This window comes from Streptomyces sp. LaPpAH-108 (genome assembly GCF_000373625.1).
GTDB lineage: Bacteria > Actinomycetota > Actinomycetes > Streptomycetales > Streptomycetaceae > Streptomyces.
In genome coordinates, this window is record NZ_KB891988.1 from 418464 (window position 1) to 431960 (window position 13497).

General features: G+C 67.6%; 14 protein-coding genes. 9 read left to right on the forward strand and 5 right to left on the reverse strand.

Annotated elements, in window-relative coordinates:
- Positions 1 to 1083: 1083 nt before the first annotated feature.
- The gene (locus B079_RS0108005; protein ID WP_018545260.1) at positions 1084 to 1872 is read left to right on the forward strand and encodes a DUF6414 family protein; all 789 of its coding nucleotides are present in this window, start codon (positions 1084 to 1086) and stop codon (positions 1870 to 1872) included.
- 344 nt (positions 1873 to 2216) lie between these two features.
- On the opposite strand, the gene B079_RS0108010 is transcribed toward B079_RS0108005, so the two are convergent.
- Positions 2217 to 3038: a class I SAM-dependent methyltransferase gene (locus B079_RS0108010; RefSeq protein ID WP_018545261.1), complete on the reverse strand. Its 822-nt coding sequence runs from the start codon at positions 3036 to 3038 to the stop codon at positions 2217 to 2219.
- A gap of 56 nt (positions 3039 to 3094) precedes the next feature.
- Here B079_RS0108010 and B079_RS0108015 point away from each other — a divergent pair, with 56 nt between their 5' ends.
- The 5 genes from B079_RS0108015 to B079_RS34615 all read left to right on the forward strand — a co-directional run bounded on the left by B079_RS0108015 (position 3095) and on the right by B079_RS34615 (position 6585).
- The gene (locus tag B079_RS0108015; protein WP_026248467.1) at positions 3095 to 3811 is read left to right on the forward strand and encodes a GntR family transcriptional regulator; all 717 of its coding nucleotides are present in this window, start codon (positions 3095 to 3097) and stop codon (positions 3809 to 3811) included.
- A gap of 379 nt (positions 3812 to 4190) precedes the next feature.
- The gene (locus B079_RS0108020; protein WP_018545263.1) at positions 4191 to 5309 is read left to right on the forward strand and encodes a radical SAM protein; all 1119 of its coding nucleotides are present in this window, start codon (positions 4191 to 4193) and stop codon (positions 5307 to 5309) included.
- On the forward strand, positions 5306 to 5443 hold the full coding sequence (locus tag B079_RS35460) for a hypothetical protein (RefSeq protein WP_018545264.1): 138 nt from the start codon (positions 5306 to 5308) through the stop codon (positions 5441 to 5443). The genes B079_RS0108020 and B079_RS35460 overlap by 4 nt, the downstream gene beginning before the upstream one ends.
- A 109-nt stretch (positions 5444 to 5552) precedes the next feature.
- Complete coding sequence (locus B079_RS0108030; RefSeq protein ID WP_018545265.1) at positions 5553 to 6374, forward strand: hypothetical protein; 822 nt, start codon at positions 5553 to 5555, stop codon at positions 6372 to 6374.
- A 34-nt stretch (positions 6375 to 6408) separates the two neighbouring features.
- Entirely contained in the window at positions 6409 to 6585 is a 177-nt protein-coding gene (locus tag B079_RS34615) for a hypothetical protein (protein WP_018545266.1), read from the forward strand.
- Positions 6586 to 6752: 167 nt separating this feature from the next.
- Here B079_RS34615 and B079_RS0108040 read toward each other — a convergent pair whose 3' ends face one another.
- Positions 6753 to 7637: a hypothetical protein gene (locus B079_RS0108040; protein ID WP_018545267.1), complete on the reverse strand. Its 885-nt coding sequence runs from the start codon at positions 7635 to 7637 to the stop codon at positions 6753 to 6755.
- A 185-nt stretch (positions 7638 to 7822) separates the two neighbouring features.
- On the opposite strand from B079_RS0108040, the gene B079_RS0108045 reads away from it, so the two are divergent.
- The 3 genes from B079_RS0108045 to B079_RS0108055 are packed head-to-tail and all read left to right on the forward strand — an operon-like array spanning position 7823 to position 10792.
- Positions 7823 to 9067, forward strand: coding sequence for an ABC transporter substrate-binding protein (locus B079_RS0108045; protein ID WP_026248468.1), 1245 nt, complete (start codon positions 7823 to 7825; stop codon positions 9065 to 9067).
- On the forward strand, positions 9064 to 9966 hold the full coding sequence (locus tag B079_RS0108050) for a carbohydrate ABC transporter permease (RefSeq protein ID WP_018545269.1): 903 nt from the start codon (positions 9064 to 9066) through the stop codon (positions 9964 to 9966). Before B079_RS0108045 ends, B079_RS0108050 begins: the two co-directional genes overlap by 4 nt.
- Positions 9959 to 10792: a carbohydrate ABC transporter permease gene (locus B079_RS0108055; RefSeq protein WP_018545270.1), complete on the forward strand. Its 834-nt coding sequence runs from the start codon at positions 9959 to 9961 to the stop codon at positions 10790 to 10792. The genes B079_RS0108050 and B079_RS0108055 overlap by 8 nt, the downstream gene beginning before the upstream one ends.
- A gap of 13 nt (positions 10793 to 10805) precedes the next feature.
- On the opposite strand, the gene B079_RS0108060 is transcribed toward B079_RS0108055, so the two are convergent.
- The 3 genes from B079_RS0108060 to B079_RS0108070 all read right to left on the reverse strand — a co-directional run bounded on the left by B079_RS0108060 (position 10806) and on the right by B079_RS0108070 (position 13153).
- Complete coding sequence (locus B079_RS0108060; protein WP_018545271.1) at positions 10806 to 11432, reverse strand: class F sortase; 627 nt, start codon at positions 11430 to 11432, stop codon at positions 10806 to 10808.
- Positions 11433 to 11559: 127 nt separating this feature from the next.
- Complete coding sequence (locus tag B079_RS0108065; protein WP_018545272.1) at positions 11560 to 12132, reverse strand: hypothetical protein; 573 nt, start codon at positions 12130 to 12132, stop codon at positions 11560 to 11562.
- 334 nt (positions 12133 to 12466) lie between these two features.
- A complete protein-coding gene (locus tag B079_RS0108070; protein ID WP_018545273.1) occupies positions 12467 to 13153 on the reverse strand; it encodes a SanA/YdcF family protein in 687 nt (228 codons plus the stop codon).
- Between the last annotated feature and the right edge of the window lie 344 nt (positions 13154 to 13497).

Here is a 13497-nt window from a genome sequence, read left to right on the forward strand (position 1 = left end):
CGGACATATCGCGTTCGGTGGTAGTTGTCAGAGGGGCGTACCTGCGGTGTTCTTAACAGCCGCAACTGACCAACGCCGTCCGGGGGTCATGCGCATTGAGTCGGGGGCCGCGGAGCTGCGCCGCGAGGACCGGTACGTGACCTGGCACCGTCACGCCCCGTTGCCAGCCAGAGGTTGATCCGGAGGCCTGGGCCGGTGGATACGAGCGTCAACGGCTCACGACACTAGTTCTCCGGGCTTGGGCATGGTGGTAGTAGTGTCGCAGATCTACATGGCTGGCCTGCGGGTGTTGGTTGCTACGGGTCACCGATCAGCACTGAGCGGTCTCGGACGGCCCACAGACGGCCCGGAACTACGCGAGAGCTGGCTGCGTCTACCAGGGTGGATCAAGAATGAGGGGCGTCCGAGCGTGCTAGCAGCGACGAACACAAACAGTGCGGGAGCTCTCCCACCTGCCGTGGTAGTAGCCATGTGCGCTCTCCTCTTCACCATCGCCTCGTTTTGGTGGCTCAACGCACGCCAAGGGGCACTCAAGTCGTATAGCCCTCACTCTTTCGCTGCGGTGGCAACACGCAGTAAAACGCTTATCCGGATACCGCTCGTCTTCTACAATACCGGACCAAAGCCAATTGTTGTACAGAATCTGCGCCTAACCTTCAAGGGGGGCGCAGGGGATTCTATAACACTACCTTGGAGAACGACTCGCGACAGGATTAGGCCAGAGAAAGATGACGATCCTAGGCTACCTAGCGTCTTCGTCGTAGCTGGCCGGTCTGCAGTGCAAATATTCGTAGAGTTTGGCGTCGAATTTCCTCACTTCATCCCCGAGCATCGGAAATATGACGCCATGATTGAATGCAAGCTTGGCCACAAGAGGCGCTGGGGTCAACTCCTCGCTTTCCCTCTTCAGATCGGAAATGTGACCAGTCCGGCAACCTATATTGCGTATAGTAATGAATCTGACCAAATTTCCGAACATGAAAGGGAGAAGGCTGTAGCGGTCCTGGAAAATTTGAGGTCATCCGCAGGCCCCACTGCAACCTAAGCAATCAAAGCCTCTCGCGCGAAAAGACAGGAAAAGCCATGCCCATTCCATCCCTTCCCCGCTTTCTCTACCTGGACGATAGGGCGCTGGGGGAGTATCTTTCCGTCGTGGAGGAGGGCCTTTCCGATGAATCGAAGATGCGACGCATGTCTAGCGCGACTGGAATCGAGCCCACCGCGCTGGGGGAACCTGTAAGCGGTGATTCCACCTCCGAGGAAGAGCGAGTAATCCGCGAAACAGCTAGCCAGCGCTTCATCCGCCTGGTAACTGCCCTCGATGCAGCTTCCCTCCGCTGGCGCTATCGCGACATCGAAGACCTTGGTGAGGAATTTGACGTCGTTAAAGTAGCGGACATTGTGCAGGTGCAGTGCGAAGTGGAGATTCCTCCTTTTGTTCGCATGTTTAGTCAGCCAGACCAGTTGGATGGCATGGTGAATATGATTGAAGCATTTCGCGCAATGGCCCCACTGCTGGGACAGGATCTCGACGGGCTCCCTGGGAAGAAAGAGGCGAAAGCCGTCCGGGACTTTGGTAAGGCAATGAAGTCGGATGTGGTTATCGTCGGCGACCAGGAAGAGGGCGGCCCTCAGGTCACCGGCAAGTTGCATCAGGACTTCATTCGAGATGAGATCGAAGGAGAGGTGTTCATCCTTGGAAAGATTTCCAAGCGCCTGAAAGATGGTGAAACACATTCTCTCCTGGCAATCCCTGGCGCATCCCTGATGAGTCGGCAGCAGCGTCGGCAAGCTGCTCGACAAGAGCAGACCGACGAGACCACGCTGGTAGGCCCTGCCCTGGCGCTCGACATCCTCGCGATTTATCGCTGACGCGTATGCGCAGGTCGGCGGAGCGGCTTTGGGTTGGAGCTGCCTTGGGGCGAGTGATCATGGCCCCGTAAGCTTCCGGCGAGGTGAGCAGTCTGCGGACTTGCCCGCTAAAGCGCGACGTGGGGGCCATGCTCTTAGAGGATCGCCCCAAAGGGGCTGCCTAAAGCCATGGAACCGGCCACCCTAGCCCCAGAAGGTGTCTCCTCCTTCTTGCCTGCAGTCGCCGAACGCGCCCGCGCCGTGCGCGGGCCTTGATGGAGTAAAGAAAGTTGTACCGCGCTGCCAGCGCTAGAACAGCTGCGTGACGAAGGCTGCTGCTCCCTGAGTGCTTACCACCGTTGACATCAAATGCTGATGTCAGCAGGGGCCCTTCCCGCGGCCAGTAGATGCGAACTGGCAGCAAGCAGCTCTGGGTAAGGTTCGGCCATGCGGGCCGCTTCCATGGCAGATGCAATCAGCTCATCTGTTGGTCCTTCACCCGGCTGCTGCTCCGCCGCCTTCACCAGCGACCACGCAGGGCCCTCGATTCCGAAGACCTGCACATTGGTCAGTCCGGACTTCAGCAGCTCTGAAGCCAGCTCCTCAGCCCTGTGGAAGTAGCTCAGGGTGAACCCTCGCGCACCGTCATAGACGGCCGTCTCTAGGATCTTTGAGACGGAGTCACGAATTCGCTCCGTGTGAAGGTGGGCGTACGTCACGTGCTCAAAGAGCGAGGCGTACCGGTTGATGGCTGCTGCCACGACCAGGCCGCCCGGCTTCACCACGCGCTGAGCTTCTGCCAGTGCAGTACGCCGGTCCTCGGGATCGGGAAGGTGGTACAGAGGACCAAGGAGCTGTACGACGTCGAAACTGTCATTCGGCTCGTTCAGATCGCGGGCGTCTCCCACAACCGCTGAGCAAACGGCTGACGCTGCCTCGACATGCCGAGGGACCGGGTCCACCAGCGTCACGTCATAGCCGTCCTTCACGAGCCATTCGGCATGAATTCCGGTACCGCCGCCCACGTCGAGCACGCGGGCCGGTGCAGGGGGGAGGAACCGTCGAAGAAGCTCTTGTGTTCGGGCCAGCTCCATCCGTCCGTCTGCCGAGCTGCGCAGGCGGTCGTCCTCGTCCACCGTCTCGCCGTAGAACCGCATTACGGAGGGGGCCAGTTCGGGAGTCGACATGGTCGCAGTATCGTGCGTACCGGTGGACCAGTCCAGTGTGCGAGGTAGGGGAAACCATGGCCGTTCTGAAGTACGAGGAGATCGCCGAGTCGCTTCGGGCCCGCATCGCCGCTGGTGAGTTCGCCCCCGGCGAGATCATTCCGTCAGGCCGAGATCTGGCCGAGCAGTGGGACGTGTCGCGGGCCACCGCCATCAAGGCGGTGGACGTGCTCCGCAACGACGGCGTGGTGGTGGCCAAACAAGGGACCGGTTTCGTGGTCACGGAGACACCATTGGCGCGGCCCGCTGGTGCTCGGCGAGCCGGGTCGGCGCGCATCCTCGGTGGGATGCCGTTCCGGCGGGTCGGGGTGCCGGACTGGGTCGAACCGCCTGCGCACGTGGCCAACGCGCTCGGCTTGGCGCCCGGCGTACAGGCGCTTCGTCGCGTGCGCATCCTTCAACTCCCTGACGGAAGCCCCAACAGCTGCGTGGAAGCGTGGTTCCCTCCCGAGATCGGAGAGGCAGCACCCCGGCTGTCCGGCGCCGCGCCCATCGCCGAGGGCACGACTCGCTACGTCCGTCGGCAGACCGGGCGTTTTCCGGCAGAAGGAGTGGACGTCATCACCGTGCGGCTCGCCACCGAAGTTGAGGCGGAGCGGTTGGGGGTCGAGGAAGGCAGCGCTGTCGCGGTTCTCCTGCACACGGCGCGTGACCAGGAGGGGCGTCCGCTGGTCTGCGAAGAGGGTGTTACGCCTGCCTCGCTCTTCGAGCAGGTGGACACCTACGCGATGTGAGAAACATCCGTAGCGGAAGCTCACCCGCTCCGCTACGACGGCATCTTTGATGCTTCGTCAAGTGCTTTGAGCTGCTGAGACGTACTTCCGCGTTCGTCAGCTCTAGGTTCACTCTTGACTGGACCGGTCCACCGGTCCAGTCTGAAGTGCAACGCCGCACCGCCACACGGCGGAACGGTCCCGGTTCGGGATGGCCTGCCACTCCGCCGAATCTCTCTGGATGGTGTCGTGATGCAGTGCGTTCACTGGCGTCGCGTGCCCCTGGACCTGGTGCGAGAAGCCCGGGAGAAGTCGACCGTTGATCACGTCGACAGGGCGGTGCAGTGCCAACTGTCCAAGCCGAGCAGCACACTTGCGAAGACCCTCCGGAGGAGGTCCCGTGCACCAGCTGATCGCGAGCCCGTACAACGGGACGTTCCTGATCGCCCGCCCCGGCTCCAAGGGCGGCATGCGTATCCCTCGGACGCATTACGAAGAGCTGGCCTCGATCGCCGAGAGCAGCACCCCTCTGCCTGCCTGGCTCATCGACCACGCCCGCACGGCCTGGACCGTGGACCTGGCGGGCGCGGTGATGCGGGACGCCGTCCTCGTACGCTCCGGTACCGGTCTCGGCTATGGCCGGGCCACGTACGAGATCAACAAGGGCTGCAACTTCAACTGCGAGCACTGCTACCTCGCGGAGCGGAAGTTCGAGGGACTGCCCTGGCCGGACAAGGTCCGGCTTCTACACCTGCTGCGGGACGCGGGGGTGCTGTGGCTCCAGTTCACCGGCGGTGAGCCGCTGATCGACCGGGACTTCGTGGACGCGTACACGCTTGCTCACCGCTCCGGGATGCTGATCGAGATCCTGACCAACGGCTCCCGGCTCCACCGCCCCGAGATCATCGACCTCCTGCGCGACCTGCCACCGCACAAGGTGACCGTCTCCCTCTACGGGGCGACGCCGGACAGTTTTGACTCGCTCACCCGCAAGCCGGGGGCGTTCAAGCTGGTCGAGAAGGGGCTCGTCGCGGCGCGCGAGGCCGGTATCGCGCTGGAACTGGCGCTGATCATCGCCCGGCACAACGCCCACGAGCTGGACGCCATGCGCGCCCTCGCCGAGCGGTACGGGGCGAGCCGCCAGGAATACGGCACGATCTCCCCCACGTACACCGGCTCGCCCGAACCGCTGGCCGCACAGGCTCCCGGCTTCCTGGACAAGACCAGCGTCTTCAAGGGCTGCCCCGCCGGCCACACTTTCTTCCACGTCGACCCGCACGGCCTGGCGACCATGTGCAAGGTCGGCCGCGAGAACCCCATCGACCTCATGTCCGAGGGCCTGGACGGACTCCTTCGTCTGCCCGGCATCGCCGATGCCCAGATGCTTCGCACCGGTGGCTGCGGCGGCTGTCAGCTCTCCGGCACCTGCCGGGTCTGCCGACCACTCGCCAAGGCGTACCAGGAGGCGAAGGCACCACTGAACACCTACTGCCGACACGGAAGCGAGGAAGCGTCATGACCACTGTCATGGTGGAGATCAGCACCCGACCGCCGACCCTGGAGGAGCCCGAGGGAGTGATCCTCCTGGACGACCTGGAGGTGCTGGCCGAAGGGGCCGTCCCGGGCTGCAACGACGACAACCCGTACCGGTAGACAACCGGACGCGCAGAACCGCGGGGGCTTCCGGGCGTTCTCCCGTCCGAAGTCCCCGCACCGCTGCCCGCCCACCCTCGCACCCGCTTCCGTGGAAGAATGAAGCCCCATGGCGACCATCCGCATCGGCCTCGACCGACTGCCGCCCGCCGCTCGCGCCGCCGTCGAAGAGCACACCGGCCCCCTCCTCACGGTCGAGGAGACCGCCGAGGGCTTCAACAGCGAGATCGCGGCCCGTGTCACCTCCACCACGGGCACCTGGCACATCAAGGGCCTGCGCACCGATCACCCCCGCGTCTGGACCCAGCACCGGGAGGCCGCCGTCGCCCCCTTCCTCACCGGCCTGGCCCCCGCCCTCCGCTGGCGCGTCGAGGCCGCTGGTTGGGACCTCCTCGGCTTCGAAGCCCTCGCCGGTCACCACGCCGACTACGCCCCCGGATCCCCCGACCTCACCGAAGTCGCCTCCCTCCTGCGCCGCCTCGGCGAGACCTCCTGCCCCGACATCGAGCTACGCCACGCCGAGCAGCGTTTGGAACGCTACGCAGCCCACCGCGACGACCTCCGCTTCTTCGCCGGGGTCCACCTGCTCCACACCGACCTGAACAACGCCAACGTCCTCGTCGACGATCAGGCTCTCCAGGGCGATCGGGCCCGCTTGGTCGACTGGGCCTGGGCGACCCGTGGCGCGGCGTGGCTCGACGCCGGGTACTGGGTCATCTGGCTCATCGCCGCCGGTCACGCCCCCGCATCCGCCGAACGCTGGGCCGCCGAGATCCCCTCCTGGCACACCGCACCCGCCGAGGGCATCACCGCCTTCGCCGCCGCCAACGCCAACGTCTGGTCCGAGATCAGCACGGCCGACCCCGACCCATGGACCCTGCGCCTCGCGGCTGCCGCCACCGCCTGGTGCGCACATCGCAGGACTGGTTGAGCCGAACTCCCACGCGGCCGAGCGCAAGTCCACCGTGGACGATCCGCACGCCGAGATCATGGTCCCGCTCGTCGGTACGATCCAGGAACTGGAGACCGTCCGCGACGAGGTCGACCAGGTCATCGCGGAAGGCAGGGCGGAGGCGGGTACGCGGCTGAAGCTTGCCATCGGCACGACTACGTCTCCTGCTCCCCCTTCCGCATCCTGGTAGCCCGCCTGGAAGTGGGCCGCGTGGCGACTCAGTCCACGGGCAGCGGCCACCGCTGAGCCCCGGAGCCCGTCGTCGGTCCCCGACCCTCACCACCGATCGACGACGGCTCCGGCGCCACAAGAGGGGGCGGCACCCTGTGCGGGGGTGCCGCCCCTTCGCGCGCCTGGTCACTCCTCGGCGAACAGATCCGCCGCGTTCGTCGCATGGACGGCTCGCTGGAACCACGTGTCCAACTGGTCCGGGTCCTCGCAGGTGTTGACCCGGGCGCGGATGTCGTCGGGGACGGAGAGGGCTCGGCATTCGAGGGCGCGGATGATCAGCTCCCGCTGACTCTCGACACGTCCCTCCTCGCGCCCCTCCTCGCGTACCTGCTCGGCCAGCGGGTGGCGCCAGAAGTACTGGATGGCTGTCATCAGGTCCCTCCACATCTGCTTCGCCTGGGGGTCGGCCAGGCATGAGTCGACAAACTGCACGAAGACCGCGGCGTTTTCGGGGTCGATGGTCCGCAGGGCGGATGCCAGGGATTTCAGTATGGCGGCGGACTGGGGGCCGCGCCCGTGTGTCATCGCCGAAAGCACCGCAAGGGGTACGTCCCGTTCGGCCTGCCGCTCGTCCGAGATGACGGGGACGTTGTCCGGGCCCAGTACGAGTGGCCGTACCGTCAGCGAGTGCCAGTCGCGGAAGCCGAGCCGGATCGGGCGGGCCGCCCACTTCGCGGTGGCGCTGCTCTGCGTGGTGACGATGAGGATCGGCTCGCAACGGTACTTCTCGTACAAAAATGACAGGTAGTACGGCCAGCTGCCCCGTTTGCGATCGTCCACCTTCCCCTGGGACTCGACCACGAGCAGGTACGTGCCGTCGTCCGTCTCGGCCCGCAGCAGCGTGTCCACGCGTCGCTCGACCGGTTCGATCTCGGTGAGGTCCACGTTCAGCGCGGCGATCTCGCGTGGCTCGGGAAACGGTACGTGCAGTACCTGCTGCAGCGCCCGGGTCAACAGCGCCGGGTCTTTCTGGAAGATCCGGTGCAACGCCTCATGCGACGAGCCGACCATCAGCTCCCCCTTTCGTACGACGTGATCAACGAGTCGCGTCGCCGTCAGGTCGTGCCGCGCGAGGGAGCGCGTGGAAGCGTGGCCCGCAGCGTGACACGCCGTCGCAACACCCCCTTCGCAATCGTCCCGCATCGTTGATCGCTGGGACGGGCATCGATGACGGAAGACAGACAAGGGGTGCGCGCATGGCGGTCAGTCGTAGGGCGTTGTTGGGTGCGAGCGCAGGGGTTGGGTTCCTCGCCGCCTGTGGGAGCAACACCGGTCGGGGCGAGGGTGGTTCAGGGACGCGGATTTCGCAGTGGTACCACCAGTATGGCGAAGCCGGGACCGAGCAGGCCGTCAAGCGGTACGCCGCCGCCTACGACAAGGCCGACGTCAGTGTGCAGTGGCGGCCCGGTGACTACGACCGGCAGACCGCTGCCGCGTTGCTCACCGATTCCGGGCCGGATGTGTTCGAGGGGAGTCCTACGCTCGATCAGATCCAGGGGGGTCAAGTCGTCGACCTCACCGAGCTGTTGGACGGAGTGAAGGACGACTTCAACCCCGCCGTGCTCACGCCGAAGACGTACGACGGGAAGATCTGGGGCATTCCGCAGGTCATCGACATGCAGATGCTCTACTACCGCAAGAGCCTGTTGAAGGATGCCGGGGTCGAGCCGCCCACCTCCCTGGACGCCCTCGTGGACGCTGCCAAGCGGCTCACCACCAGCAAGACCAAGGGTCTCTTCCTCGGCAACGACGGCGGCGCGGGTGTCCTCGGCGGAACTCCCCTCAACGCGGCCGGACTTCAGCTCGTCACCGAGGACGGGAAGGTCGGGTTCGACGACCCCGCCGCCGCCCGTACCCTCGGCAAGCTGCACCAGTTGTACGCCGACAAGTCCCTGCTGCTCGGCGCGCCCGCCGACTGGTCGGACCCCGCCGCGTTCCTCCAGGGGCTCACGGCGATGCAGTGGTCGGGGCTGTGGGCGCTGCCGCAGGTGAAGAAGGAACTCGGGGACGACTTCGGGGTGTTGCCCTTCCCGAAGGACGGCCCGCAGGGGGCGCCCGCCGTGCCCGTGGGTGCGTACGGCTCCGCGGTCAGCGCGCGCGGCAAGCACCGGGAGGCCGCCAAAGAGTACGTGAAGTGGCTCTGGGTCGAACGCACCGACTACCAGGAGGACTTCGCCCTCTCCTACGGCTTCCACATCCCGGCCCGGATCTCCCTCGCCAAGAAGGCGGCCAAGCTGCGGACCGGTCCCGCCGCCGACGCCGTCCGCTTCACCACCGACCACGGCCACGCCCAGCCGCTGCTGTGGACCCCGGCGAACCAGACCGCCTACCAGGACGGCCTCAGCCGGATCATCAAGGACGGCGCGCATCCCGAGACCGAACTCCGGTCCGTCGTAAGGAAAGTGGCCGCCGAACTCGACCGGGTGAAGAAGAAGTCGTGAGGCGTACGAACGCGCGGTGGTTCTGGGTCTTCGTCGGCCCCTTCGCCCTCGGACTCGCCCTGTTCACCTACGTCCCGCTGCTGTGGAGCGTCGGCCTGAGCTTCTTCGACGCGCACAACACCGTCACGCCCACCCACTTCGTCGGGCTGGACAACTACACCGCGATGCTGAAGGACGACGCGTTCCGGGACAGCCTGAAGACCTTCCTCGTCTTCACCGCGTTCATCGTGCCCACCACCTACGCCGTCTCCCTCGCGCTCGCCCTGATGGTCAACCGGGTCCGCAGGGCGCGCGCCTTCTTCCGCTCGGTGTTCTTCCTGCCGGCCGCGTGCAGTTACGTCGTCGCGGCCCTGATCTGGAAGATGTCGGTCTTCAGCGGGGTGCGGTTCGGGCTGGCGAACACGGTCCTCGGCTGGTTCGGCGCCGACTCCGTGGCCTGGCTGTCCACCACGGACCCGCCCTGGTACTGGCTGGTCATCGTGACCGTACGGCTCTGGCTCCAGGCCGGTTTCTACATGATCCTCTTCCTCGCGGGGCTGCAGCGCATCGACCCGGCGCTGTACGAGGCCGCCGCCGTGGACGGCGCCAGGCCGGGCTGGACCGTGCTGCGCCACATCACGCTGCCCCAACTGCGGGCCACCTCGGTCGCGGTGATCCTGCTGCTCGTCGTCAACGCCTTCCAGGCCTTCGACGAGTTCTACAACCTGCTCTCCGACGCCCGGGGTTACCCGCCCTACGCCCGGCCCCCGCTCGTCTACCTCTACTACACGGCCCTCGGCGAGGGGCAGAACCTGGGCCTGGGCAGCGCCGGTGCCGTGATCCTCGCGCTGATCATCGCGGTCGTCACCGTGGGCCAGGCGCGCTGGCTGAAGCTCGGGAGGACCGACGCCGATGGATGACGCGCTCGTACGGGCCGGACGGGCCCTCAGGCTGGCCGTGCTGATCGCACTCGCGCTGCTCTTCCTGATCCCCTTCTACCTGCTGCTCCGCAACGGCCTGTCCACCGAGCGGGAGATCACCTCGCCGGAGTGGACCTTCTTCCCGCACGAGCTGCGCTGGGACAACGTCCACGAGCTGTTCGCGGACACCTCCGTCCCCTTCGCCCGCTCCCTGCTCAACTCCGCGCTGATCGCCGTCGCCACCACCCTCGGCACCCTCCTGCTCGCCTCCCTCGCGGGCTACGGCCTCGCCCGCATCCCCTACCGGCACGCGAACAAGGTCTTCTACGGCGTCCTCGGCACCCTGCTGATCCCGGCCGCCGTCACCTTCGTGCCCAGCTTCGTGCTGGTGTCCTCGCTGGGCTGGATCTCCACGCTGCGCGGCCTGATCGTGCCGACGCTGTTCTCGGCGTTCGCGTGCTTCGTGTTCCGGCAGTACTTCCTGGGGTTTCCAAGGGAGTTGGAGGACGCGGCACAGGTCGACGGGCTCGGCCACTGGCGCACGTACTGGCTCGTCGTCGTGCCGAACGCGCGGCCGGTGTTCGCGGCCGTCGGCACGATCGTGTTCCTCGGCGCCTGGAACTCCTTCCTGTGGCCCCTGGTCATCGGCCAGGACCGCGACACCTGGACGGTCCAGGTGGCCCTGTCGTCCTTCACCACCTCCCAAGTGATCCGTCTGCACGAACTGTTCGTCGCGTCGGCGGTCTCGATCCTGCCGCTGCTCCTGGTCTTCCTCGTCTTCCAGCGGTGGATCGTGGTGGGGGTGGAGCGGTCCGGGATCGACTGAGCCATTCCCGAACTCAGGCCTTGCGGCTGCCCGTCAGGTGTGCGAACACCACCACGTTCCCCTGATAACCGGTCGACCTGGAGTAGCCCCCACCGCACGTGATCACCCGCAACTCCGGGCGCGTGGACGCGCCGTACACCTTCTCGTCCGGGAAGTTCTTCGCCGAGTAGACCTCGACGGCGTCGACCGCGAAGACCGCGATCGTGGCGTCCTCGCGGTCGATCTCGATCGTGGTGCCGCGCTTCAGGGCACCGAGGTCGTAGAAGACGGCGGGGCCCTCGGTGTTGTCGACGTGGCCCGCCACGACGGCGGTGCCGGTGGAGCCGGGGGCGGTGCCCGCCTCGTACCAGCCCGCGAGGTTCTTCTCCGCCGGGGGCGGGACGTCCAGGCTGCCGGAGGGGGTCAGGGAGAGGCCCATCAGGGGGGCGTCGACGTGGATCGCGGGGATGCGGATGCGGGTCGGCGGGGACGGGTCGAGGGCGGGGGCCGCGCTGTGTTCGCCGCCCGGTTCGGGGCGGCCCTCGGCGGCGGAGGGCTGGGGCGGGGCGTGGGTGCCGGTGCCGTCGCCGAGCAGCCAGACGCCCGAGGCGAGCGCCACCACCGTCACGGCGGCTATCGCGGCGTCACCCAGTCTGCGCATGTGAACCCCCTTACCGTGCACGCGTCTCCACGAGGTGGACCCCCGTCCCCCTCCGGGCCGCGAGGGGCATCGGACCCGGAGGGGGCGGGACGTGCGGTACCGGCCGACGGACAGCGGAGGGTGTCCGTCAGATCCCGTCGCCTCTCGCCCGGCGATGCAGGAGCCAGGTACCGCCCGCGGCGGCGACGGCCAGTGCCGCCACGCCCGCCGCGGTCTGTGAGGGGCCGGGGCCTGGTGCCCCGCCGACCCCGGTCTTCAGGCTGCCGCGCGGCTGCGTCTGCGGCCCGGCCGCGCTCAGCGCCACCTTCAGGTCTCCCCGCACCTGCCGGTCGTCCTCGGCGCACCGCGCGACGATCTCGTACGTCCCCGGCTGCGCGCCCTCCGGGACCTGGAAGCGGCCGATCGCCTCGCCCTCGTGCGTGGTCGGCGCCAGCGGGAACGTCCCCGCGCCCACCGCGCCCGCGTCGCCGAGCGCGCTGCCCTGCTCGCCGCACGCCGCCGTGTTCACGGTGACCTCGCTGCCCGGCGTGGTCGTGGACGGGTACACCTGGAGGCCGCTCGCCGCGCCGCCCAGCCACAGGCTTGCGGCTGTGGCCGGTCGCAGCGGGGCCGCGTCCGCGTGGGCCGCCGGAGCGGTGGCGAGCCCTGCCGCGGCCACGGCGAGCGCGGTACCGGTCAGCAGACGGGCGGTGCGACGCATGGTGGTGCTCCCCAGGGCTTGTCCGACGTGAATCGTCCAGGGGCGAGCGCCCCTGCCCTACCGAGGTAAAGCCCAGAGCGCCCCCACCGCCTCCCGGGAACGGCCCCGCACTGCGGAGAACGGGTGGCGCCCCCGACCCCCACATGGGTGAGCGGCGGCTTGTCGACGCAGGTCAGGGGCGGGTACGGGGTGGACGGGGAAGAGCACACGAATGGAGGGCCGGGCACAGATGAACGGGTGACCGGACCGACGGGCCGTCAGGAGCCCCGGGACCGACAAGCCCCGGCACCTCGGCAGCGCGGAACCCCGGCACCCCGCCCCGGCCCACTCCCCGTCACCCCCGCGACGCCAGCGCCCGCTCCACCCCGTCCTCCTTCGGTCCCAGGAAGCGCGGGCCCGGTCGGAACAGGACGTCCAGGCTTGCCTTGGCTGCCGCGAAGACCTCGCGGGTGCCGCCGTAGTACCAGGTCGCGTCGTGTTTGGCGGAGACTCCGACGCCGTACGAGCGCACGCCCGCCGCCTCGCAGAGGGCGACGGCGCGGCGGATGTGGAAGCCCTGGCTGATCAGGACCGCGCGGTCGACTCCGAACACCTTGCGGGCGCGTACGCAGGAGTCCCAGGTGTCGAAGCCCGCGTAGTCCTCGACGATGCGGGCGGCGGGGACGCCGTGGTGGGTGAGGTAGGTGTGCATCGCGTCCGGTTCGTCGTAGTCCTCGCGGCTGTTGTCGCCGGTGACGAGGACGGCCTCGATCCGGCCCGCGCGGTAGAGGCGGGCCGCCGCGTCGAGGCGGTGGGCGAGGTACGGCGAGGGCTCGCCGTCCCAGAGTCCGGCGCCGAACACGATGGCGACCTGCTCGCGCGGCACGTCCGCGACCGTCCGCAGCCGGTCCGCCGTCGAGACGTACAGCCAGGCGGAGGGGAGGAGCGCCAGGACACAGGCCGCCATGACGGCCTGGAGCAGGCGCCGTTGCCCGCGCCGGGTGCGCGGAAGACGCGGCAGGCGGGGCGGGCGGATCTTCATACGGGCTCCCGGAGGTCGTGTTCCGACCAGGGAGACGCGCGGGAAGGCACGGCGGTTCACAGGGGCTGAGCTGGTCGACTCGGTTCACAGGCCACTTCCCTGTACGCCGCGTGTCCGTGACGACACGGCAACGGACGCGCAACGTCGCCGGGGCAGGATGTCCCCCATGACAGTGCCGGACTCGCTCAGCGACGATCTCCTCCCCGACCTCGGCAGCACGGCGCATCTCATGAGCAGCATCGGTGTCCGGCTCGCCGGCCAGCTGCGGCACGTCACCCCTCAGGGCCGCCCCCGCTCCGACGCGTCGCCCGCCGCTCGAAAACCCCACAAAAGCGCCACAAACG